21 protein-coding genes are annotated in these 22,851 nt (G+C 57.4%); 6 read left to right on the forward strand and 15 right to left on the reverse strand.

Features of this window, described 5'->3' with window-relative positions:
* Nucleotides 1-13 precede the first annotated feature (13 nt).
* Nucleotides 14-457 (reverse strand): dihydroneopterin triphosphate diphosphatase, encoded by a 444-nt coding sequence (gene nudB / locus RY075_RS14110; RefSeq protein WP_003859745.1) that lies wholly within the window; start codon nucleotides 455-457, stop codon nucleotides 14-16.
* A gap of 1 nt (nucleotide 458) precedes the next feature.
* Nucleotides 459-2,231 (reverse strand): aspartate--tRNA ligase, encoded by a 1,773-nt coding sequence (aspS, locus tag RY075_RS14115; RefSeq protein WP_003859743.1) that lies wholly within the window; start codon nucleotides 2,229-2,231, stop codon nucleotides 459-461.
* Between the two features lie 262 nt (nucleotides 2,232-2,493).
* Here aspS and RY075_RS14120 point away from each other — a divergent pair, with 262 nt between their 5' ends.
* From RY075_RS14120 to cmoB, 5 genes are read left to right on the forward strand one after another with little or no spacing between them, the layout of a single operon-like run.
* A complete protein-coding gene (locus RY075_RS14120; protein ID WP_017384353.1) occupies nucleotides 2,494-3,060 on the forward strand; it encodes a hydrolase in 567 nt (188 codons plus the stop codon).
* Nucleotides 3,057-3,875, forward strand: coding sequence for a DUF72 domain-containing protein (locus RY075_RS14125; RefSeq protein WP_023314350.1), 819 nt, complete (start codon nucleotides 3,057-3,059; stop codon nucleotides 3,873-3,875). The genes RY075_RS14120 and RY075_RS14125 overlap by 4 nt, the downstream gene beginning before the upstream one ends.
* Nucleotides 3,876-3,926: 51 nt before the next feature.
* Entirely contained in the window at nucleotides 3,927-4,322 is a 396-nt protein-coding gene (locus RY075_RS14130; protein WP_003859737.1) for an MAPEG family protein, read from the forward strand.
* Nucleotides 4,323-4,362: 40 nt separating this feature from the next.
* The gene (cmoA, locus tag RY075_RS14135) at nucleotides 4,363-5,106 is read left to right on the forward strand and encodes a carboxy-S-adenosyl-L-methionine synthase CmoA (protein WP_003859735.1); all 744 of its coding nucleotides are present in this window, start codon (nucleotides 4,363-4,365) and stop codon (nucleotides 5,104-5,106) included.
* Nucleotides 5,103-6,074, forward strand: a complete 972-nt coding sequence (cmoB, locus tag RY075_RS14140; RefSeq protein ID WP_003859733.1) for a tRNA 5-methoxyuridine(34)/uridine 5-oxyacetic acid(34) synthase CmoB — start codon at nucleotides 5,103-5,105, stop codon at nucleotides 6,072-6,074. Before cmoA ends, cmoB begins: the two co-directional genes overlap by 4 nt.
* A gap of 261 nt (nucleotides 6,075-6,335) precedes the next feature.
* On the opposite strand, the gene cutC is transcribed toward cmoB, so the two are convergent.
* Both cutC and RY075_RS14150 read right to left on the reverse strand, forming a co-directional pair.
* Complete coding sequence (cutC, locus tag RY075_RS14145; RefSeq protein ID WP_032659162.1) at nucleotides 6,336-7,079, reverse strand: copper homeostasis protein CutC; 744 nt, start codon at nucleotides 7,077-7,079, stop codon at nucleotides 6,336-6,338.
* Nucleotides 7,080-7,157: 78 nt separating this feature from the next.
* Nucleotides 7,158-7,718: a VOC family protein gene (locus RY075_RS14150; protein WP_015570274.1), complete on the reverse strand. Its 561-nt coding sequence runs from the start codon at nucleotides 7,716-7,718 to the stop codon at nucleotides 7,158-7,160.
* 239 nt (nucleotides 7,719-7,957) lie between these two features.
* Here RY075_RS14150 and argS point away from each other — a divergent pair, with 239 nt between their 5' ends.
* Nucleotides 7,958-9,691, forward strand: a complete 1,734-nt coding sequence (gene argS / locus RY075_RS14155; protein ID WP_232967227.1) for an arginine--tRNA ligase — start codon at nucleotides 7,958-7,960, stop codon at nucleotides 9,689-9,691.
* A gap of 34 nt (nucleotides 9,692-9,725) precedes the next feature.
* Here argS and RY075_RS14160 read toward each other — a convergent pair whose 3' ends face one another.
* The 11 genes from RY075_RS14160 to tar all read right to left on the reverse strand — a co-directional run bounded on the left by RY075_RS14160 (nucleotide 9,726) and on the right by tar (nucleotide 22,784).
* Nucleotides 9,726-10,865, reverse strand: coding sequence for a glycoside hydrolase family 105 protein (locus RY075_RS14160; RefSeq protein WP_338628659.1), 1,140 nt, complete (start codon nucleotides 10,863-10,865; stop codon nucleotides 9,726-9,728).
* Nucleotides 10,866-10,869: 4 nt separating this feature from the next.
* A complete protein-coding gene (locus RY075_RS14165; RefSeq protein WP_022648498.1) occupies nucleotides 10,870-12,453 on the reverse strand; it encodes an MFS transporter in 1,584 nt (527 codons plus the stop codon).
* A 261-nt stretch (nucleotides 12,454-12,714) separates the two neighbouring features.
* Complete coding sequence (locus tag RY075_RS14170) at nucleotides 12,715-13,107, reverse strand: flagellar protein FlhE (RefSeq protein WP_048240552.1); 393 nt, start codon at nucleotides 13,105-13,107, stop codon at nucleotides 12,715-12,717.
* A complete protein-coding gene (flhA, locus tag RY075_RS14175; RefSeq protein WP_338627802.1) occupies nucleotides 13,107-15,185 on the reverse strand; it encodes a flagellar biosynthesis protein FlhA in 2,079 nt (692 codons plus the stop codon). The genes RY075_RS14170 and flhA overlap by 1 nt, the downstream gene beginning before the upstream one ends.
* Entirely contained in the window at nucleotides 15,178-16,326 is a 1,149-nt protein-coding gene (flhB, locus tag RY075_RS14180) for a flagellar biosynthesis protein FlhB (protein ID WP_003859720.1), read from the reverse strand. The genes flhA and flhB overlap by 8 nt, the downstream gene beginning before the upstream one ends.
* A gap of 150 nt (nucleotides 16,327-16,476) precedes the next feature.
* A complete protein-coding gene (cheZ, locus tag RY075_RS14185) occupies nucleotides 16,477-17,121 on the reverse strand; it encodes a protein phosphatase CheZ (RefSeq protein ID WP_003859718.1) in 645 nt (214 codons plus the stop codon).
* 10 nt (nucleotides 17,122-17,131) lie between these two features.
* Nucleotides 17,132-17,521 carry a chemotaxis response regulator CheY gene (gene cheY, locus RY075_RS14190; RefSeq protein ID WP_000763862.1) on the reverse strand — a complete coding sequence of 130 codons (390 nt, stop codon included), beginning with the start codon at nucleotides 17,519-17,521 and terminating at the stop codon, nucleotides 17,132-17,134.
* Nucleotides 17,522-17,538: 17 nt separating this feature from the next.
* Nucleotides 17,539-18,588, reverse strand: coding sequence for a chemotaxis response regulator protein-glutamate methylesterase (locus RY075_RS14195; RefSeq protein WP_058659450.1), 1,050 nt, complete (start codon nucleotides 18,586-18,588; stop codon nucleotides 17,539-17,541).
* Nucleotides 18,585-19,451, reverse strand: a complete 867-nt coding sequence (cheR, locus tag RY075_RS14200; protein WP_003859714.1) for a protein-glutamate O-methyltransferase CheR — start codon at nucleotides 19,449-19,451, stop codon at nucleotides 18,585-18,587. The genes RY075_RS14195 and cheR overlap by 4 nt, the downstream gene beginning before the upstream one ends.
* Before the next feature lie 19 nt (nucleotides 19,452-19,470).
* Entirely contained in the window at nucleotides 19,471-21,072 is a 1,602-nt protein-coding gene (gene tap, locus RY075_RS14205; protein WP_022651450.1) for a methyl-accepting chemotaxis protein IV, read from the reverse strand.
* 44 nt (nucleotides 21,073-21,116) lie between these two features.
* Nucleotides 21,117-22,784 carry a methyl-accepting chemotaxis protein II gene (gene tar / locus RY075_RS14210; RefSeq protein ID WP_022651451.1) on the reverse strand — a complete coding sequence of 556 codons (1,668 nt, stop codon included), beginning with the start codon at nucleotides 22,782-22,784 and terminating at the stop codon, nucleotides 21,117-21,119.
* Nucleotides 22,785-22,851: the final 67 nt, after the last annotated feature.

The raw sequence follows: 22,851 nt of genomic DNA on the forward strand, positions 1-22,851 counted from the left end.
AAATCGCGCCTTCTCAGGCAGCGTTAATTACAAATTCTTCAATCGCCTGCCGGTTGCTCCACGACTTGGTCAGTGCGGCGGCATCCGCCGCATCCACCCAGCGGTAGGTCAGGTGTTCCGTGAACACGATCTCCCGCTCATGGGGAAGCGCAAGGCAGAACCATGATTCCGTATTGCGCTCAATTCCCGGTGCATAGCGATGACGTAAATGGCTAAAAATTTCAAACTCCACCGTGCGCTGACAGTCCTTCAGAGTCAGTTGCTCGTAAGCAACATCAATGGCGACCTCTTCCTTTACTTCACGCGCGGCGGCCTGCGGTGCGGTCTCCCCCTCTTCCAGGCTGCCGGTAACCGACTGCCAGAAATCCGGATCGTCGCGCCGCTGCAACATCAGCACCCGCTTCGTGTCTTCTGCATAAATGACCACCAGAACCGAAACGGGACGCTTATATGCCATATCAGTTTTTCTCTTCCTTCTTCACCACCTCAATGCCCAGCTCAGCCAGCGCGGCCGGGTTGGCAAAGCTTGGCGCTTCAGTCATCAGACACGCCGCTGCGGTGGTTTTCGGGAAGGCGATCACATCACGGATGTTATCGGTGCCGGTCAGCAGCATGGTCAAACGGTCAAGACCGAAAGCCAGACCCGCGTGCGGAGGGGTACCGTACTTCAGGGCGTCCAGCAGGAAGCCAAACTTCTCGCGCTGCTCCTGTTCGTTGATGCCCAGGATGCCAAACACGGTCTGCTGCATTTCGCCGCTGTGAATACGCACGGAACCACCGCCCACTTCGTAGCCGTTGATGACCATATCGTAGGCGTTTGCCACTGCGTCTTCCGGTGCTGCCTTCAGCTCTGCCGGCGTCATGTCTTTTGGCGAGGTGAACGGGTGGTGCATCGCGGTCAGGCCGCCTTCACCGTCGTCTTCAAACATCGGGAAGTCGATCACCCACAGCGGCGCCCATTTACTTTCGTCGGTCAGGTTCAGGTCTTTGCCGAGCTTCAGACGCAGCGCGCCCATCGCATCCGCAACCACTTTCTTGTTATCTGCACCGAAGAAGATCATGTCGCCGTCCTGCGCGCCGGTGCGCTCCAGGATCGCTTCCACGATGTCCGCGTTCAGGAATTTCGCCACCGGGCTGGTGATACCTTCCAGACCTTTCGCACGCTCGGTCACTTTAATATAGGCCAGACCTTTCGCGCCGTAGATCTTGATGAAGTTGCCGTAGTCGTCGATCTGCTTACGGCTCAGAGCCGCTCCGCCCGGCACGCGCAGTGCCGCCACGCGGCCTTTCGGATCGTTAGCCGGGCCAGCAAAGACCGCGAACTCAACGGCTTTCACCAGGTCTGCCACGTCCACCAGCTCCATCGGGTTACGCAGGTCTGGTTTGTCGGAGCCGTAGCGACGCTCGGCTTCCGCGAAGGTCATGATTGGGAAATCGCCCAGCTCGACGCCTTTCACGTCGTTCCACAGGCTACGCACCAGGGCTTCCATCACTTCACGCACCTGCTCAGCGGTCATGAAGGAGGTTTCCACATCGATCTGGGTAAATTCTGGCTGACGGTCAGCGCGCAGGTCTTCGTCGCGGAAGCATTTCACGATCTGATAGTAGCGATCGAAGCCAGACATCATCAGCAGCTGTTTGAACAGCTGTGGAGACTGCGGCAGCGCATAGAATTTGCCTTTATGGACGCGGGATGGCACCAGGTAATCGCGCGCGCCTTCCGGCGTGGCTTTGGTCAGCATCGGGGTTTCGATATCAAGGAAACCGTGGTCATCCATAAAACGGCGCACCAGGCTGGTGATTTTCGCACGGGTTTTCAGGCGCTGAGCCATTTCCGGACGACGCAGATCCAGGTAGCGGTATTTCAGACGCGCTTCTTCGGTGTTGACGTGGTTGGAGTCCAGCGGCAACGCTTCCGCGCGGTTGATGATCGTCAGATCGGACGCCAGCACTTCGATAGCGCCGGTCGCCATGTCGGCGTTGACGTTTTTCTCGTCACGCGCACGCACGGTGCCCGTCACCTGAATGCAGAACTCATTGCGCAGCTCAGAAGCCAGCTTCAACGCATCAGCGCGATCCGGATCGAAGAACACCTGAACGATACCTTCGCGGTCACGCATATCAATAAAGATAAGGCTACCAAGATCGCGACGACGATTGACCCAACCACACAGGGTGACCTGCTGCCCGACGTGGGACTGACGCAGCTGCCCGCAATATTCTGTACGCATGAGATATCCCTTAATTAGCCGCAGGCTGATTGTCGCCTGTCTCGCAGGCTACGATGTCGCAGCTTTCTGTATGTCACAACTGGATGAAAAAAGGCGGCTATTATACTGGAAATTCTGCCGCACGATAAGAGCGAAGCACGGCCTGACGCGCGTTTGCTGAACTCTTATTGCCTATTCTCACAAAAATTAACAAAATTATCCGACCGATAACAGGCCATCACGTCGTAAGGTGTAGAAAAGCAATCATTTGACGGGAGCGACGATGTTTACACTTGATGCCACCAAAACCGCCCTTGTGGTCATTGATTTACAGGAAGGCATTCTGCCTTTTGCCGGTGGTCCGCACACCGCTGACGATGTGGTCAGCCGCGCTGCGCGCCTGGCAGAAAAATGCCGCGCCAGCGGCTCGCCTGTTGTTATGGTGCGCGTCGGCTGGTCCGCTGATTTCGCCGAAGCGTTAAAACAGCCGGTTGATGCTCAGGCCCCGGCGCAGGCGCTGCCGGACAACTGGTGGACATATCCTGTCTCGCTCGGTAAACGCGACAGCGATATAGAAGTCACCAAACGCCAGTGGGGCGCATTCTACGGCACCGACCTGGAGCTCCAGCTGCGCCGTCGCGGGATCGACACGATTATTCTGTGCGGGATCTCCACCAACATTGGTGTGGAATCCACCGCCCGTAACGCCTGGGAGCTGGGCTTTAACCTGGTGATCGCGGAAGATGCGTGCAGCGCAGCCTCTGCGGATCAGCACCAGGGCAGCATGACCCATATCTTCCCGCGTATCGGTCGCGTGCGCAGCACGGATGAGATCCTCAGCGCGCTATGATGTACGTGGGCCTGCCCCAGTGGTCGCACCCGAAATGGGTGCGCCTGGGTATTACCAACCTTGAAGAGTATGCCCGACACTTTAACTGCGTGGAGGGCAATACCACGCTGTACGCTCTGCCCCGCGCGGAGATCGTCGAACGCTGGCGCGAGCAAACCACCGACGACTTCCGCTTTTGCTTTAAATTCCCGGCGACCATCTCCCACAACGCCGCGCTGCGCAACTGCGATGATTTAACCCACGAGTTTTTCACCCGGATGTCGCCTCTGGCCAACCGTATTGGCCAGTACTGGCTCCAGCTTCCCGCCACGTTTGGCCCACGCGACCTGCCCGCCCTCTGGCAGTTTCTCGAGGCCCTGCCACTTGATTTCACCTACGGCGTAGAAGTGAGGCATCCGGAATTCTTTGCCAAAGGCGACGCGGAGAAAGCGCTCAATCGCGGCCTGCATGAACGATCGGTCAACCGCGTGATCCTCGACAGCCGCCCCGTGCACAGCGCAATCCCGCACAGCGAAGCCGTTGTTGATGCCCAGCGCAAAAAACCGAAAGTGCCCGTCCATGCGATCGTAACGGCGCAGAACCCGATGGTCCGGTTTATCGGCAGCGATAACATGCAGCAAAATGAGGAGATGTTCGCCGTCTGGCTGCAAACGCTGGCGAAATGGGAGCACACCACCACGCCGTACCTTTTTTTACATACGCCGGATATCGCACAGGCGCCTGAACTGGTCGATGCTCTCTGGCAGGCCTTGCAGCAGGCGGTTCCGTCGGTTGGCCCCGCGCCGTCCATCCCACAACAATCTTCTCTTTTCTGAAATCACCCCCTATCATAGAGACGTGCCATCTGCCAAAAACAGGGAGTTAGTATGGTCAGCGCGCTGTATGCGGTGTTAGGTGCATTACTGCTGATTAAGTTTTCATTTGATGTTGTGCGCCTGAGAATGCAGTACCGCGTCTCGTACGGTGACGGGGGCTTTTCTGAGCTGCAAAGCGCAATCCGGATCCACGGCAACGCGGTCGAGTACATTCCCGTCGCGTTAATTTTACTGCTGTTAATGGAGATGGATGGCGCTGAAACCTGGATGGTGCACGTCTGCGGGCTGCTGCTGATAGCAGGGCGTTTGATGCATTATTATGGTTTTCACCACCGCCTGATCCGCTGGCGTCGTTCCGGCATGAGCGCGACCTGGTGCTCGCTTTTGCTGATGGTGCTGGCTAACCTTTGGTATATGCCGTGGGAGTTGGTTTTCTCCTTCCATTAGCGCACAATATGCCCCTTTATTTTTCCCGGATTTTTACGTTATGTCAGATCGCGACACGCTTTTTTCCGCGCCTATCGCCAGCCTGGGCGACTGGACCTTTGATGAACGGGTAGCCGAAGTCTTCCCGGATATGATCCAGCGCTCTGTTCCCGGTTATTCCAATATTATCTCCATGATCGGCATGCTGGCGGAGCGTTTTGTTCAACCCGGCACGCAGGTCTATGACCTGGGCTGTTCGCTGGGAGCGGCAACGCTGTCCATTCGTCGTAACGTTCATCACGAAGGCTGCAAGATTGTGGCTGTCGATAACTCACCGGCCATGGTCGAACGCTGCCGTCGCCACATTGACGCGTATAAAGCCCCTACGCCTGTGGAGGTGGTAGAAGGCGATATCCGCGATATCGACATCCAGAACGCCTCGATGGTGGTTCTGAACTTTACCCTTCAGTTCCTGGTGCCGGACGATCGTCAGCGGTTGCTGGATAAAATTTATCAAGGCCTTAACCCGGGCGGCGCGCTGGTGTTGTCTGAGAAATTCAGCTTTGAAGACGCCAGCGTGGGCGAACTGCTGTTCAACATGCACCATGATTTCAAGCGTGCAAATGGCTACAGCGAGCTGGAGATCAGCCAGAAGCGCAGCATGCTTGAAAACGTCATGCTGACGGATTCCGTAGAAACCCACAAAGCGCGCCTGCGCAAAGCCGGATTTGAACACAGCGAACTGTGGTTCCAGTGCTTTAACTTTGGTTCTCTGGTGGCGCTGAAAGCCGGAGACGCAGCATGATCGAGTTCGGTAATTTCTATCAGCTGATTGCCAAAAACCATCTTTCCCACTGGCTGGAAACCCTGCCTGCGCAAATTGCCACCTGGCAGCGCGATCAGCAGCATGGTCTGTTGAAGCAGTGGTCCAACGCCGTGGAGTTTCTGCCTGAACTGACGCCTCATCGTCTGGATTTACTGCACAGCGTGACGGCGGAGAGCGAAGAGCCGCTCCCGGCCGGGCAGATCAACCGCATCGAAACGCTGATGCGTAACCTGATGCCGTGGCGCAAAGGGCCGTTTTCACTTTACGGCGTAAACATCAACACCGAGTGGCGCTCTGACTGGAAGTGGGATCGCGTTCTGCCGCATTTATCCGACCTGACCGGGCGCACCATTCTGGACGTGGGCTGCGGTAGCGGCTATCACATGTGGCGCATGATCGGCGCAGGCGCGCATCTGGTCGTCGGTATCGATCCGATGCAGCTGTTCCTGTGCCAGTTTGAAGCGGTGCGTAAGCTGTTGGGTAACGACCAGCGTGCGCACCTGTTGCCGCTGGGTATCGAGCAACTCCCTGCCCTGAAAGCCTTTGATACCGTTTTCTCGATGGGCGTGCTGTACCACCGTCGTTCCCCGCTGGAGCATCTCTGGCAATTGAAAGATCAGCTGGTCAGCGGCGGCGAACTGGTGCTCGAAACGTTGGTTATCGAAGGCGATGAACATGCCGTTCTGGTGCCGGGCGATCGCTATGCGCAGATGCGCAACGTTTACTTCATCCCTTCCGCGCTGGCGCTGAAGAACTGGCTGGAAAAATGTGGGTTTGTCGATGTACGCATCGCCGATGTGTGCGTGACGTCGATTGAAGAACAGCGTCGCACAGACTGGATGATCACCGAATCGCTGGAGCAATTCCTCGACCCGGACGATCACAGTAAAACCATCGAAGGCTATCCGGCCCCGATGCGTGCGGTATTGATTGCGACGAAGCCGTAGCCTTTAGCCGGGTGGCGGCTGCGCCTTACCCGGCCTACGCGTCGCACGTTATCTCCAAAATAGTTCAAGTTGCAGCAAGGCGGCAACGCAGCGAATCCCCGGGAGCTTACATCAGTAAGTGACCGGGGTGAGCGAGGCGGCCAACGCGGCTGCGGCTTGAAATATGAAGGAGAAAAAAAGGCCCCTGTTGAAATTGCAGGGGCCTGGTACAAGCAAGCATCATATTGGGCGACATGATGCGCGGTAAAAATCGGTACGTTGCTACACGTGATGACGTTCAATCAACGATTTCATTACCGCAACCGACTCTCCATCCACACCGTAGCGCGAGTACTCATCCGCTTCAGCATCCGTCGACATTGACAACCCTGTATTGCGATAACGCATGGGTGAAGGTATCCATTTACCCGCTGAGCTGTGCAGCTCTTCCACCCCTGCGTTTAAAAACAGTTCCAGATTGCTGGCGCGTACTCCTGCGCCCGCCATGATTATTGGAACACCGGAATGTGCTTTTAGTTCCGTAATTAATTTCAGTCCTTTTTCAGCCGAGGACTGCTGGCCCGATGTCAGAACGCGCGCCACGCCCAGTTCTGCCAGCGTATCAAAGGCTTGTATCGGATCCTGACACATATCGAACGCACGATGAAAAGTGACCGCCATTCCCCGGGCAACGCGTATAACCTGGCGCATGCGCGGAAGATCGATGTTGCCGTCTTCGTCCAGTACACCGATCACCAGCCCCGGAAAACCTAAATCACGGACGAGGGCGATATCCTCAAGCATGGCACTGAACTCACCCGCCGTATAACAAAAATCACCGCCGCGCGGGCGAATAATCGGGTGCACCGGAATAGTGATGGCCTGACGGGCTGATTTCAGCACGCCAAAGGACGGGGTTAATCCTCCTTCTTTCGGTGCCGCGCAAAGCTCGATGCGATCGGCCCCGTGCCGTTGCGCAGTGACGGCACACTCCACGCTGTAACAACAAATTTCCAGCAGCGCCATGTCATCCTCCTTAAATTTCACTCAACGTACCATCGTGTCACGTTGCCCGATTGGTGTCTGGATCGACGCTCACAATGCTTACGCTTCGCTGGCGACGATCTGCTCGATAGTCCAGGGATGGAATTTCACCGTCACGTTGCCGTCCGTTACGGCAAGCGTAGGGTTCGGTAAGCGTTCGCGCTCCCCTTTTGGCGAGCTGGTTTTGACGAAAATACCCGGCTGGCTTAACCCCTCGTCGGAAAGCAGCGCCAGCGCACGGGCGTTCAGCGTCTCGGGCTCCCCAGGCAGAACAATTTCGATATGCTCCCAGCCTTCGTGCGGATAACGCTTCTCTCCTGGCCAGGGCAGTTCCACAACGGTGAATTGCCAGTGCGCCACCGTTACCGGCGCATGAAGTTTGAACAGGCAAATCGGGCGACCGTTAATGATATTCTCTGACAGCAGTTCTCCGCACTGCTCAAAGCCACGCCGCCAGCGTTCGGCGGTGGCATTCTGGTGGCAGCGCAAAGAGATGTGATCGGCCTCAAGCGGCGCGATATCCAGCCCGAGACGGGTGGCAAGTTCTGTGAACGCCTGGGTGAAGCGCGGTAAATCTGCGGAAATATCATGCAGTTCGTCAATGGTGTGCCAGTTCGCCATAGGTCAGTCTCGTTTCGTGTCGCAAAGCCGCTAATTTACTCTGTTGCCCCCTGTCGACCAACCGCAGAATCACGGTTTTTTCGACTGCATGATTATGCATACCGTCTTCGCCTGGATTCTGAGCGATCTTCGCCCCCCGCAGGGCTGACGCCCGAAGGCATTTGCAGTATACTCCCGCCCTAAATTCTTAAACTGGCGTGGGTGTTTTTTTACCCGCATCAAAAACGTAAGGTATCCAGGTGAATATTCAGGCTCTTCTCTCAGAAAAAGTCAGTCAGGCACTGATTGCCGCAGGTGCGCCTGCGGATTGCGAACCACAGGTTCGTCAGTCAGCGAAAGTACAGTTTGGCGACTATCAGGCTAATGGCGTGATGGCAGTGGCTAAAAAACTGGGCATTCCGCCGCGACAGCTCGCTGAGCAGGTACTGACGCATCTGGATCTCACCGGCATCGCCAGCAAAACCGAAATCGCCGGTCCGGGCTTTATCAACATTTTCCTTGAGCCTGCATTCCTGGCAAGCCACGTTGACGCGGCGCTGAAATCTGACCGTCTGGGCGTGGCTCAGCCAGAAGCGCAGACCGTGGTGGTTGACTACTCCGCGCCAAACGTGGCGAAAGAGATGCACGTCGGTCACCTGCGCTCCACCATCATCGGTGACGCGGCAGTGCGTACCCTGGAGTTCCTTGGTCACAAGGTGATCCGCGCTAACCACGTAGGCGACTGGGGCACGCAGTTCGGCATGCTGATCGCGTATCTGGAAAAACAGCAGCAGGAAAACGCAGGCGAAATGGCGCTGGCAGACCTGGAAGGTTTCTACCGTGAAGCCAAAAAGCACTATGACGAAGACGAAGCCTTCGCCGAGCGCGCGCGCAGCTACGTGGTGAAACTTCAAGGTGGCGACCCGTACTTCCTCGAGATGTGGCGCAAGCTGGTGGACATTACCATGTCCCAGAACCAGCTTACCTATAATCGTCTGAACGTGACCCTGACCCGTGACGACGTGATGGGTGAAAGCCTGTATAACCCGATGCTGCCAGGCATTGTGGCGGACCTGAAAGCTAAAAATCTGGCGGTGGAAAGCGAAGGCGCAACGGTGGTGTTCCTTGATGAGTATAAAAACAAGGAAGGCGAACCGATGGGCGTGATCGTCCAGAAAAAGGATGGCGGCTATCTTTACACCACCACCGACATCGCCTGTGCGAAATACCGTTACGAAACCCTGCATGCGGACCGCGTGCTGTATTACATCGACTCCCGTCAGCACCAGCACCTGATGCAGGCGTGGACTATCGTGCGTAAAGCGGGTTATGTGCCGGATTCCGTGCCGCTGGAACATCACATGTTCGGCATGATGCTGGGTAAAGACGGTAAGCCGTTCAAAACCCGTGCGGGCGGCACCGTGAAGCTTTCCGATCTGCTGGATGAAGCGCTGGAACGCGCGCGTCGCCTGGTGGCCGAGAAGAACCCGGACATGCCTGCTCACGAGCTGGAGAAACTTGCTAACGCGGTGGGAATTGGCGCGGTGAAATACGCGGATCTCTCCAAGAACCGTACCACCGACTATATCTTCGACTGGGACAACATGCTGGCGTTTGAAGGCAACACGGCGCCATACATGCAGTACGCTTATACCCGCGTACTCTCCGTCTTCCGTAAAGCCAATATCGACGAAAGCGTGCTGGCGAATGCTACGGTGTCTATTACCGAAGACCGTGAAGCACAGCTGGCTGCCCGCCTGCTTCAGTTCGAAGAGACGCTCTCCGTGGTCGCGCGTGACGGTACGCCGCACGTTATGTGTGCTTACCTGTACGATCTGGCCGGTCTGTTCTCTGGCTTCTACGAACACTGCCCTATCCTCTCTGCCGAGAGCGAAGCGGTGCGCCACAGCCGCCTGAAGCTCGCGCAGCTGACGGCGAAGACCCTGAAGCTCGGTCTGGATACTCTGGGTATCGAAACCGTAGAGCGTATGTAAAAAATAAACCCGGCAAGCGCCGGGTTTTTTATTATCAGAAATACTTCCGCAAATACTCCGTCAGGCACAGTATCGCCATCGCCTGCCCGTACGGCATCGACGTGAGCGGTATCTGGCGATAAAACTCAAGATCGCTTCCCATCCCGGTCCCGAACGAGGTTTGCAGCAGCTCCCCTTCCGGCGAGATGTTTTTCACGATACCGCGAATCGCTTTCTCCGCCACCTCTGCGTACTCTGCGCCGACATAACGCTTGCGCACGGCTTTCAGAATGCCGTAGGCAAACCCTGCCGTGGCCGACGCCTCCAGATAAGATTCAGGATCGTCCAGCAGCGTATGCCACAAGCCACTCTCGTCCTGACATTTTGCCAGTGCGGCGATCTGCGCGTTCAGTACCTGCACCAGATAGCGACGAACGGCGTTGTTTTCCGGCAGATCCACCAGATCGAGGAAATCCGGGATCACGATGGTCAGCCAGCTGTTGCCACGCGCCCAGCGGGCCCGGGCAAAGTTGTGATTGCCGTCGTAATTCCAGCAGTGGAACCACAGCCCCGTCTCCCGATCCATCAGGTTCTGTACGTGGAGCAGGAACTGATAGATCGCCTCCTCGACGTACTCCGGCTTGTTCAGCAGCTTGCCGATTTTCGCCAGCGGCAGCACCGTCATCATCAGCGTGTCATCCCACATTTGCTGATGGTTCTCTTCCGCCAGGGTGATGTGCTGCATGCCACCATGTTCGGTGCGCGGCATCTCATTCATCGCCCATTCCGCCCAGCTTTCCAGCCACGGCAGCCAGGCCGGGTTTTTGGTCTCTTCGTAGCGATACGCCAGCGTCAGGAACGGCGACATGGTATTCACGTTTTTGGTGGTTGCGCCTTCAGCGAAACGGTCAGTAAACCAGCTGTCGATAATCTCGCGCATGCCTTCGTCACCGGTCTGGCAGTAATACTGCCAGATACCGTATAAACCGACGCCGTGGGTCCATTCCCATCCGGCCCAGCCTTTGGTGTCGATCACGCGCCCGTCGTCCAGCCGCAGCAAAAACTCACCCGTTTTGTCGTGGATATTGACCAGGTTATGCGTCACCTTTTGAATCAGCGATTTCAGCTCATCCCTGGCGATAAAGCGCTCAGGCTGACGCAGTAACGGGCTATGTTTGACAGGCCAAACTTTCATCATCTTAACCTCTGTTGTATGTCGAATTCAGTACCGCGCGATCCTTCAGCGAAGGGGCCGCCGGCTTATTGCGATTCAGATAACCGATATTGTTGTTGCCCCACAGGGATTCATACGGCATACCGGCCAGCATCTCCACGGTGGCGCGGGCCTGCGGGGTCGCCGCCTCCGGCATCGCATGGCCGGACTCGCGCATTTTCGCGGTCTCTTCACGCAGGGTGCTGTGGGTCTGCAAATTGAGTTTGAAGCGCAGAGAGACCAGGAAGCCGCAGAACAGTACCAGAATGGTGCCGACGCTCAGGATCATCAGGATAGTGTGGCTCACTTCCGCAGGCTGCACTTTTTGCCCGCTGACAAAGCCAGACATCTGCATCACGATCCCCACCAGCATTACCGCACCGGCCTGGGACGCTTTACGGGTCAGCGTCATGATGCCCGCGAAGATCCCTTCGCGACGCTGACCGGTGATCACTTCGTCCACGTCAGCAATGTAGGTGTAGGTATTCCACGGTACGTAGTTGATCCCCCCGCGACCAAGACCGGCAACCGCAGAGATCAGCAGCAGCAGAGCGTAAACGTCGCTCAGGCCCGCGTAATAAAGTACCGCGTAAGAGAGCGAGGCCAGGCCAAACAGCACGACCACCATGCGGTAAGACGGCGCAGGCCCGAAGCGAATGCACAGCGGGATCATGCCGATCACGGCGAGGAACTGGAAGATGGCCATCGTGCCCAGCAGGTTGGAAGCCATTGACGCCTCCTGCATCAGCACAAATACCACGTAATAGGTAAACACGGCATTAAAGACGTCCTGTGCGATGTAGCCGCCAAGGTACATCCCCAGATGCTGGCGGAAAATCTTGATACGCAGCGTCGAACTTAATTCAACAAAAAGGCGATTCAGGCTCTGCCCAAGGGTCAGCTTTTTCTTCTCTTCTTCAGCACGCAGGGCCGCTTCAGACCACTCTTCCCGCGGGCGCTCCCAGGTAAAGAACCAGACGAACGTAAGCATCAGTGCGCAGAGTACGGAGAAGACCAGGCTTGCATAGAAGAAGGAGATCGCGTTGTCTTTGCCGAAATGCGTGAGCAGGATCCCCGGGAGGAAGGAAGCCAGAATAGCGGACATCTGCGCCATAGAGATACGCGCCCCGGAGAATTTGGTTTTCTGTTTGAAATCGTCCGTCATCTCCGGCACCAGCGTTTCGTATGGCACCAGGATCATGGTGTAGACGATATCAAAGATCAGATAGGTCAGCAGGTAGTACCAGAAACTCATGTCCCCTACCCACATCAGCGAGTAGCTGAAAACGCAGGGAATACCGAGCAGGATGAAGAACTTACGACGGCCAAAACGCTTGCCCAGCCAGGTGGTGCCAAAGTTATCGGTTAAAAAGCCCATTAACGGGCTGACAACCGCATCCAGCACCCTTGCGGCGGCGAAGATAAAGGTTGCTTCAATCGGTGTGAGTCCACAGAAGGTGGTATAAAAATACAAAAGCCAGGCGGCCGTCAGGGCGGTGGTTCCCGCCCCGAGGAAGTCCCCTGACCCGTAAGCAAGATAATTTGCGAGTCCAATTTTACGTGTTTTCATTGCCGTCAACCCTAATCAGTTTTGGGAGACTCCCTGTAAGCAAACCTCGTCCGGGAGTTTTTACACGGCTACAGTAAAAGTATCGACCTGTTGATACATTTCTGTTTCTGCCATCACAAAGGGGTGAATGGCAAAAATGCAAAGAGTGTCAATACGCGTGTCACTGATTTATAAAACAGCGTTTCTTTTGTATCAAAAGGGAAGGTCAATTTTGCGAGCCAGCCTTCAGAAATGCCTGAAGACTGGTGAAAAGGCAGGCAGTTAGCGGTAGTTGACGAGCACCTCGTTGCGCTGAACTTTCAGCGCCGGGATCAGACGTCCACCGCCTGGCACTTCCCAGATAAAGCGTAAAGGCTCCTGAGCAGACACCCCGTTGAAGGCCTGGGTGGTGCCACTTTGTCCCTCGATTTCCGCGCAGCGGGTCAGCGAGCACAGACGCACCCGCAACCCGGCTGGTGTGGGTCCCGTCAGGGTGTAATTCCAGGCCACCAGCGTCATCTGCCCGGACACGGGCTCAGAGGCGGACAACGGACGGGAGGAGATCGACTCCCCGCGATGGTTGAGCGTTAAGCCTATACTGCTGGCCTGCCATGCCCCCTCGCCTGCGGCCTGCGCCGCCAGCGGGAAAAGTAAGATCCCCAGCCACTTCCGCATTATTTCCCTCCTATGGTCGCCGTCATGCGAATATTGCGGTTATCGGACAGCTCCATATTCGACAGCACCACCAGCTGGTTCAGGCTCCGGCGCAGGAAGCGCGACAGCAGCGGACGCAGCGCATGATTCACCAGCAGCACCGGCGGCGCGCCCAGCATCTCCTGACGCGCCAGCGCCTCCTGGGTTTGCGCCAGTAATCTGTCCGCCAGACCCGGCTCCAGCCCGCCACCGCCCTGCAACGCCTGAAGCAGCAGCCGTTCCAGCGGTGTATCCAGGCCAATGACCTGCACTTCGCCGGTTCCCGGGAACCATTGCTGGGTAATGGCGCGTCCGAGCGCCACGCGTACCACCGCCGTCAGTTCGTGCGGATCGCTTTGCAGCGGCGCATGTTCGGCCAGCGTCTCAAGGATGGTACGCATATCGCGAATGGGCACCTTCTCGTCGAGCAGGTTTTGCAGCACTTTATGCAGGGTGGTTAAGGTCAGCACGCCCGGCACTAAATCTTCGGTCAGCTTCGGCATCTCCTGCGTTACGCGGTCGAGCAGCTGCTGCGCCTCCTGACGACCAAACAGTTCCGCAGAGAACTGGCCAATCAGATGGTTGAGGTGCGTCGCCACCACGGTACTGGCCTCAACAACCGTGTAACCCTGGATCTGCGCCTGCTCTTTCAGAGCGCTCTCAATCCAGATTGCCGCCAGACCAAAGGCCGGGTCGGTCGTCTGCTCACCCGGCAACGTGCCTGCGGCCGTGCCCGGGTTAATTGCCAGCCAGCGGCCGGGGTACGCATCACCGCTGCCGATTTCTACCCCTTTCATCAGGATGCGATAGCGCGCGGGCGGGAGATCCATGTTGTCCCGGATGTGGACCACCGGCGGCAGGAAGCCCATATCCTGGGCGAATTTTTTACGAATGCTGCGGATACGGCCAAGCAGTTCACCATCCTGCTGGAAATCCACCATCGGGATCAGGCGGTACCCCACTTCCATCCCCAGCGAATCTTCGAGCTGAACGTCGTTCCAGGTGGCCTCCACCGCCTGGGTGTTCTCAGGCATTTTGACCGGCGCTGGCTCTGCCTTAGGCTGCGTTTCACGGCCACGCATCCACCAGGCAAGGCCCAGCAGCGCGGCAGTAAACAGCAGGAATACCAGGTTTGGCATGCCAGGCACCATACCGAGCAGGCCCAGTACCGCCGCGGAGAGCAGCATAACGCGCGGGTTGCTGAACAACTGCCCCACCATCTGCTCGCCTACACCCTGATCGGTGCTGACGCGGGTCACAATCACACCCGCCGCGGTGGAGATCACCAGCGCCGGGATCTGCGCCACCAGACCATCACCAATGGTCAGCAGCGTATAGCTTTCCGCTGCGTGGCCCATGTCCATGCCGTGTTGCAGCACGCCGACGAGCAGGCCGCCGACGACGTTAATCACCATGATCAGAATGCCCGCGATGGCGTCACCGCGCACAAACTTACTCGCACCGTCCATGGAGCCGTAGAAATCTGCCTCTTGGGTCACTTCGGCACGGCGTTTTTTCGCTTCATCTTCCGCGATCAGCCCGGCATTCAGGTCGGCGTCGATGGCCATCTGCTTACCCGGCATCCCGTCGAGCACGAAGCGCGCGCCTACTTCTGCGATACGCCCCGCACCTTTAGTGATAACCATGAAGTTGATAATCACCAGAATGACGAACACCACGATACCGATGGCGAAGTTGCCGCCCACCAGGAAGTGACCGAAGGCTTCGACCACCTTGCCCGCCGCCGCCGCGCCGGTGTGCCCTTCCATCAGGATGATACGCGTGGAGGCAACGTTCAGCGCCAGACGCAGCAGCGTGGTGAACAGCAGGATCGTTGGAAACGCGGCGAACTCCAGCGTGCGCTGGGTGAACATCGCCACCAGCAACACCATGATGGACAACGCAATGTTGAAGGTGAAAAGCAGGTCGAGAATAAATGCCGGTAACGGCAGCACCATCATCGACAGAATTAGCAGGATCAGAATCGGTCCGGCAAGGATCTGCCATTGCGTCGATTTCAGGTTGCCGGGCAGGCGCAACATTGCCACCAGATTAGCCATCAGTGTCCTTCTCGTTCAAAAAATCCAGTGCTTCAGGCACCGGAAGGTTCTCAGGTTTTACAGGTCGTTGACCGCCCGCTAAACGCCAGCGTTTCAGTTGCCACACCCAGGCCAGCACCTCTGCGACAGCGGCGTAGAGCTGGCCCGGGATCTGTTGTCCAATTTCCGCGTGGCGATACAGCGCACGGGCCAGCGGCGGTGCTTCCAGGATCGGTACGCGGTTTTCCGTCGCGATTTCACGAATGCGCAGCGCAATCAGCCCGGCCCCTTTCGCCACCACTTTCGGCGCGCTCATTTTGTTTTCGTCGTACTGAAGCGCCACGGAGTAGTGGGTCGGGTTGGTGACGATGACGTCGGCTTTCGGCACATCTTCCATCATGCGCCGACGCGCGGCGGCACGCTGCATCTGCCGGATACGGCCCTTAACGTGGGGGTCGCCTTCCATCTGTTTATATTCATCGCGGATGTCCTGACGCGACATTCGCAGCTTTTTGATATGGGAATAGATCTGGAAGATAACGTCGAACGCCACCATCGGAATAATGCTCAGTACCACCAGCAGCGAGCATAACCCGACCAGGTTCAGGGCATTTTTCATCGCCGTCATCGGGGACTCGCTGATCAGGCGCATCATCTCCGGCCAGTGGTGCCACAGAAAAAAACCGGCTGTACTGCCCATAAGAAGCGATTTCAGGATCGCTTTAAGAAGCTCAGCCCCGGTTTGCGCGGAGAACATTTTCGCAATACCGGGTAGCGGGTTGAGCTTGGAGAATTTCGGTTGCAGCGATTTACCGCTGAACACCAGGCCACCGAGCATGACCGGTGAAACAAGGGCCACGATGACCACGCCCGCGATCAGCGGCAGCAAGGCGATCATCGCGCTTTTCACAAGGTTGATGATTTGAATGAGGATCAGATTGGGGTCATTGACCATGCTGTGATCAAAACGTAAGCCAGCAGAGAGCATTCCCGCCAGTCTGCGGGCGAGCATCTCCCCGCCCCACCAGATTATGCAGACGCCCACCACCAGGATCAGCAGGGATGTCAGCTCTCGGGATCGGGGGATCTGCCCATCCTCACGGGCTTTTTCAAGTCGGTGGGGTGTGGGGGCTTCTGTTTTGTCGTCGTTCTCTTCTGCCACTGTGCCTGCTCGCAGCCCATTAATTCACGGGTATCATGCCAGCGCAGAGAAAATCCAATGGCGGGAAAAGCCCGTTTATTCGGGCTCTTTTCGCTGTTTTTGTTCTGAGCTGCCTCAGGCCGCGTTAACGACCTGAGGCAGAACGGGCAATCAGAAACCAAGGCTATCCAGCAGATCGTCCACCTGATCCTGGCTTGCCACCACGCCCGCTTTGCTGGTGTCAAGCTGTGGACCATTGAGCAGGCTTTCGTTCTCGCGTTTCGGACGGGCAGCCGGTTCCGGAATGTTCTCCAGCAGCACCATCAGCAGCTGACGTTCAATCTCCTGAATCACATCCATCATGCGCTTGATCACCTGGCCGGTAAGGTCCTGGAAATCCTGCGCCATCATGATGTCCAGCAGCTGGGCGTTAGTGAAGCTGGTGTGGCCCGGCACGTCACCCAGGTACTGACGGGTATCCGTTACCAGTTCGCGGGCATCCGCCAGCTCAATAGGGTTCTCAAACCACTCATCCCAGCGTTTGCTCAGCGCTTTCGCACCCTTCTCCATGGCATCCTGGTGCGGCTGCGAGGCTTCAACGCTGTTCAACGCACGCTCGGCCGCCTGCGCGGTCATCTGCACGACGTAGTCCAGACGGTCGCGCGCGTCAGGGATGGCTTCCGCCGCTTCGGCGATCGCCTGGTCCAGCCCCAGCTCACGCAGGCTGTCGCGCAGCATGCGGGTCAGGCTACCAATGCGGGCAATAATGTCGCTCGGCGAATGTTCTTCAACGGGTTTCATAGCAGGTTGCAACATATCCATCACCTCACATGCCGAGTTTCTCGAAGATCTTCCCGAGCTTCTCTTCCAGAGTCGCCGCGGTGAATGGCTTCACCACGTAGCCGCTTGCGCCCGCCTGTGCAGCGGCAATAATGTTCTCTTTCTTCGCTTCTGCGGTCACCATCAGCACCGGCAGAGAGGCCATGCCTGCATCCGCGCGGATGGTTTTCAGCAGTTCGAGACCGTCCATGTTCGGCATGTTCCAGTCGGAAATCACAAAACCAAACCCGCCAGCCTGGAGCTTGTTCAGCGCATCCACCCCGTCTTCTGCTTCTTCAACATTGTTGAAGCCCAGCTCTTTCAGCAGGTTGCGCACAATGCGACGCATGGTGGAAAAGTCATCCACAACCAAAAACTTAAGCTCTTTATCCGCCATAAAATAATACTCCTGAGTCAAATACGTATTGCCTGTCCGGCACTGATTTTCGCCAGCATCTGCTGGCTTACCTGGCTAAGATCGACCACTTCGCTTACGCCACTCATATTGATGGCCTCGCGCGGCATGCCGAACACCACACAACTTGCTTCATTCTGCGCAATCGTCCAGGCGCCAGCCTGGTGCATCGCAAGCATTCCGGCGGCGCCGTCGTTACCCATCCCCGTCAGGATCACCCCAACGGCGTTGCGCCCCGCATGTTTCGCCACCGAATGAAACAGCACATCCACCGACGGACGGTGCCGGTTAACCGGCGGCCCGTCATGAATTTTGATTTGATAGTTCGCCCCGCTGCGCGCCAGCTCCATGTGCTTGTCACCCGGGGCGATATAGGCGTGACCCGGCAGCACGCGCTCGCCGTCTTCCGCCTCTTTCACGCTGATCTGGCACAGCTTATTCAGGCGCTCCGCGAACGAGCGGGTAAAGCCCGGCGGCATATGTTGCGTAATCAGAATACCCGGGCTTGAGAGCGGCAATGGCTGGAGTACATGGCGAATTGCCTCTGTTCCTCCGGTTGACGCGCCAATCACCAGCAACTTTTCCGAGCTGAGTAACGGCCCCGCCTTCAGGGTTGCCGGGGCTGCCGTCGGTTTATGCGCGGCAAGCTTCGCCCGGGACGCGGTGCGGATCTTCTCGGCGATCATCTCGCTGTACGCCAGCATCCCCTCGCGAATGCCGAGCTGCGGCTTGGTGACAAAATCCACCGCCCCCAGCTCCAGCGCGCGCAGGGTGATTTCTGAACCCTTACCGGTCAGAGATGACACCATCACCACCGGCATCGGGCGCAGGCGCATTAATTTTTCCAGGAAATCGATGCCATCCATGCGCGGCATTTCAACATCCAGCGTCAGCACGTCGGGGTTATATTTTTTGATTAAATCCCGCGCGACCAGCGGATCGGGCGCTGTCGCCACCATCTCCATATCGCTGTGGCTATTGATGATTTCGGTCATGATCTGACGCATCAGCGCCGAATCATCGACAGACAATACCCTGATTTTACTCATGCTTTTTCCTTACTCAGCGCATATACCGTTTGCCCACGCAGGCTAAACTCACGCACGAGGTTGCTGAAGTTTTCCGAGTGCCCGGCAAACAGTAAACCGTCAGGCTTGAGCAACGGAACAAAGCGACGCAAAATGTCCTGCTGCGTCGTTTTATCAAAATAGATCATCACGTTACGGCAAAAAATGGCGTCGAATGGCCCCGGCACGTTGTACTGCTTATCCAGTAAATTAACGGGGGCAAATTCCACGCAGTTCGCCAGCTCCTGGCGTACGCGCACCAGTCCTTCATGCGGGCCGGTACCGCGCATGAAGTAACGCTGTAGCTGCTGGGGAGACAGCGTTTTCAGCTCATCCTGGCGATAAACGCCGTTACGGGCTTTTTCCAGCACTTCCGTGTCGATGTCGCTGGCGTATACTTTCCAGCGACCCGGCGCCATGCCCAGGGTGTCCGCCAGGGTGATGGCCAGCGAGTACGGCTCTTCCCCGGTAGAGGCCGCCGCGCTCCAGACGCGATACTCTCCGCCACGGCGGCGGGCGTGTTCCGCCAGCACCGGGAAGTGATGCGCCTCGCGGAAAAACGCGGTCAGGTTGGTGGTTAATGAGTTGATAAATGCCTGCCATTCGGCGCTGTTCTGGTTCGCTTCGAGCATGCTCAGATAGCGGCCAAAATCGTCCAGCCCCAGCGTGCGCAAGCGCCGCACCAGCCGGTTGTAGACCATGTCTCGCTTATGGTCCGCAAGCACGATCCCCGCACGCTGGTAGATTAACTGACATATCCGACGAAAATGCGCGTCGGACAGCGCGAGGCGCTGTGTCATCTGCAACAATAATGACGTTTGCCCTGAGGGCATGGGTGATGTCATAGCGCCTTCTCAATCACATTCAGGATACAACGGGCACGGCCTGTGACCGTCCGACTTCTGTTACTGCTTCAACGTGCTCTTTTACATTAAATACGGCGACTAACCCGGTAAGGTGATCCGCCTGGTTTGCCAGCTGATCGGTCGCAGCCGCCGCCTCTTCCACCAGTGAGGCGTTCTGCTGTGTAACCTGATCCATCTGTGTAACGGCCTGCGCCACCTGCTCAATACCACGGCGTTGTTCATCAGACGCCGAGGCAATCTCGCCCATAATGTCGTTAACCCGCGTCACGGAGGTGACTATCTCGTGCATGGTCTGCGCGGCGGTATCCACCAGCGCGGAGCCCTGCTGAACGCGGGAGACCGACTCTTCTATCAGCCCTTTGATCTCTTTCGCCGCATTGGCGCTGCGGCTGGCGAGGTTTCGGACTTCACCGGCAACCACCGCGAACCCGCGCCCCTGCTCGCCGGCACGCGCCGCTTCCACCGCCGCGTTCAGCGCCAGAATATTGGTCTGGAACGCGATACCGTCGATAACGCTGATAATGTCGCCAATTTTCTGCGAGCTGGCGGCAATCTCCTGCATCGTGCTGGCAACGTGAGAAGCCTGATCGCCCCCACGTTTCGCCGTCATCGCTGCCTGTTTTGACAAGTCGGACGCCTGACGCGCGTTATCGGCGTTCTGGCTTACCGTCGCGGTCAGCTGCTCCATGCTGGCCGCCGTCTGCGCCAGCGATGCCGCCTGCTGTTCAGTGCGGGAAGAGAGGTCGTTATTGCCTGCCGCAATCTCGGAGATCCCGGTATGCATGGCGTAACTGCCCTGGCGAACGTTGCTTACCGTTTCCCGCAGCGAACTCTGCATCGCCTTCAGGCTGGCGAAAATCGCTGATATTTCATTCCTGCCATACACGGCCACCGGACGCGCCAGGTCGCCCTTCGCAATACTGTCGAAGTGACTGCTGACGATGGCCAGCGGCTGGACGATCATTTTGCGCGACCACCACAGCGAGCCGCCGGTCAGCAGGGCCGCCAGGATTACCATAGTCAGGAATATCACCCCTGACATGCGGTAACTGGTACGGCTGTCCGCACCGGCACGCGCCACAAACTGGTTAATATCCTGCTGCCATGCGTTAAAGCTGTCGTCAAACGCCGCCTGAGACGCCTGCACCGGCGCGGTCAGGAAGTCAGAAAGCTGGTTGTTCTCCAGCCACGTCGCCTGATGGTCGAGATCGCCGTACCACACATCAAAGGTCTTTTTCATGGCGACTTTGAGCGCTTTCTCTTTCTCACTGACCGCCTCCTGCGCCGTAAAAGCCTTAAACTGCGCGTCGGCCTGCTTCAGGCTGCTGCGGGCCACAACCATCAGCGCCTTAATATCCTCCGGCGGATAGCTCAGCGCGGTTAACGTCCCTGCTTTGTTCAGCGCAGTGCTTGCCTGCAACAGCACGGCACGCGTTTGTGCCAGTGCGGAGCGCTGCTGATTACTCGTCTCAACTTCCTGCAAATTCTGATAGCCATCGCGAAACGCCCAGAAAGACAACCCGTTACTGCCAACCTGCAAAACCCCACACAGGATCAGAATCAAAAACAGTGTGGTCGAGATACGAATACGATTTAACATCCACGCTCCCATCAAGCGGCAAGCAGCCGCGGTTTAATTGTCAGTCAAAATGTTTCCCAGTTTTCATCTTGTCCGGTCACCGCTGCGCGCGTACGTGCTGTCACGGGCGCCGGGGCTGCTTCGCCGTACACCGACCGCGAGCTGACCGTATTTGTTGTTTTTGAAGTAAGACGGAACGCCGAGACGGCCATTTTCAGGCGGCTCGCCTGGTCCTCCAGCGCAGCGGCCGCGGCAGCGGACTCCTGCACCAGGGCGGCGTTTTGCTGCGTCACACGATCCATTTCCGATACCGCCAGGGCGACCTGGTCAATACCACGACTCTGCTCATCCGATGCAGAGGCGATTTCACCCATGATGTCCGTCACGCGCGTCACGGCATTCACGATGTCATTCATGGTTTCACCCGCACTTTCCACCAGCACCGAGCCGGTATCCACGCGTGAAACAGAGTCTTCAATCAGAGCTTTGATCTCTTTCGCCGCATTGGCGCTGCGGCTGGCGAGGTTACGCACTTCGCCGGCGACTACGGCAAACCCGCGGCCCTGCTCGCCCGCACGCGCCGCTTCAACGGCCGCGTTCAGCGCCAGGATGTTGGTCTGGAAGGCGATGCCGTCGATAACGCTGATGATGTCGGCGATTTTCTTCGAGCTGTCGGCAATGTCATGCATGGTTTTCACCACGCCGTCGACCACCCGACCGCCGCGTTGGGCGGTGTCGGACGCGCTTTCTGCAAGCTGCGACGCCTGACGGGCGTTGTCGGCATTCTGCTTCACGGTCGCGGTGAGCTGCTCCATGCTGGCCGCCGTCTCTTCCAGAGCGGACGCCTGCTGTTCGGTACGGGACGAAAGATCGTTGTTGCCCATCGCGATTTCACTCGTGCCGGTATAGATGGCATCCGCCCCCTCGCGCACGTTGGCGACGGTATCAATCAGCGAACGCTGCATATGGTCGACGCTGGTTGCCAGCTCGGTGATCTCATTGCGGCCAGAAACGGACAGCGTTTTCGTGAGATCGCCCCGGCCAATATCACGGATATGGGCAATGACGCGGCCAAGCGGGTTAAGAAGGATATGACGAATGCCGTACCACACGGCCACCAGCACTATGACCAGCGCGAGGGCGAGAACCGCCATCTGCCATTTCGCGAAACGGTAGTCGTTCTGGCTTTGCGTGAACGCGGAGTGATAAAGCTCGCCGCTGGCTTTAGCGTACTCGCCGAGCGCCGCGCCGAGGGCGTTCTGCATTCCCTGGGTCGGCTGCGCGAAATAGGCGTCCATATTGCCCTTCTCCAGGAACTGCACCAGCTCCGTGAGGCCGGCGAAGTAGGCCTGATATTTTTCATCTATGTTCGCGCTCGCCTGCGCCATTGCCGGCTGAGGGGCGATTTTTTTGAAGGCGTCGTAATGTTTCGCCGCGTCTGCCAGCGTGGCGCGCGCATTCTTCAGCAGTTCCGTTTTTGCGCTGCTCTGCTGGTTATTTGGGTCCATCATCATGCGGGCAGACGAGCGGCTCAGGTTGATACGCGTCTGCAACATCAGATCCCAGGTCGTGGTCAGTTCGCTTTGCTGCATTCGCAAATCGTTCGAGGCCGCGAAGCTGTCCTGGTTCTGTTTTAACGACGAGAAAAAGAGGCCGCCAGAAGTAAGCTGAAGAAGTGCGAAAATGACCAGCACCATCATAAGCATTGTGACAACGCGGATACGGTTCAACATACAACACCTTCTCATAGATTTATTAACGGTGTTATCGGCACAGGCCACAGGAACTTTACATTTGCGA

Origin of the sequence: Enterobacter sp. JJBC, from assembly GCF_036936505.1 — a bacterium.
GTDB classification, from domain to species: Bacteria; Pseudomonadota; Gammaproteobacteria; order Enterobacterales; family Enterobacteriaceae; genus Enterobacter; species Enterobacter hormaechei_C.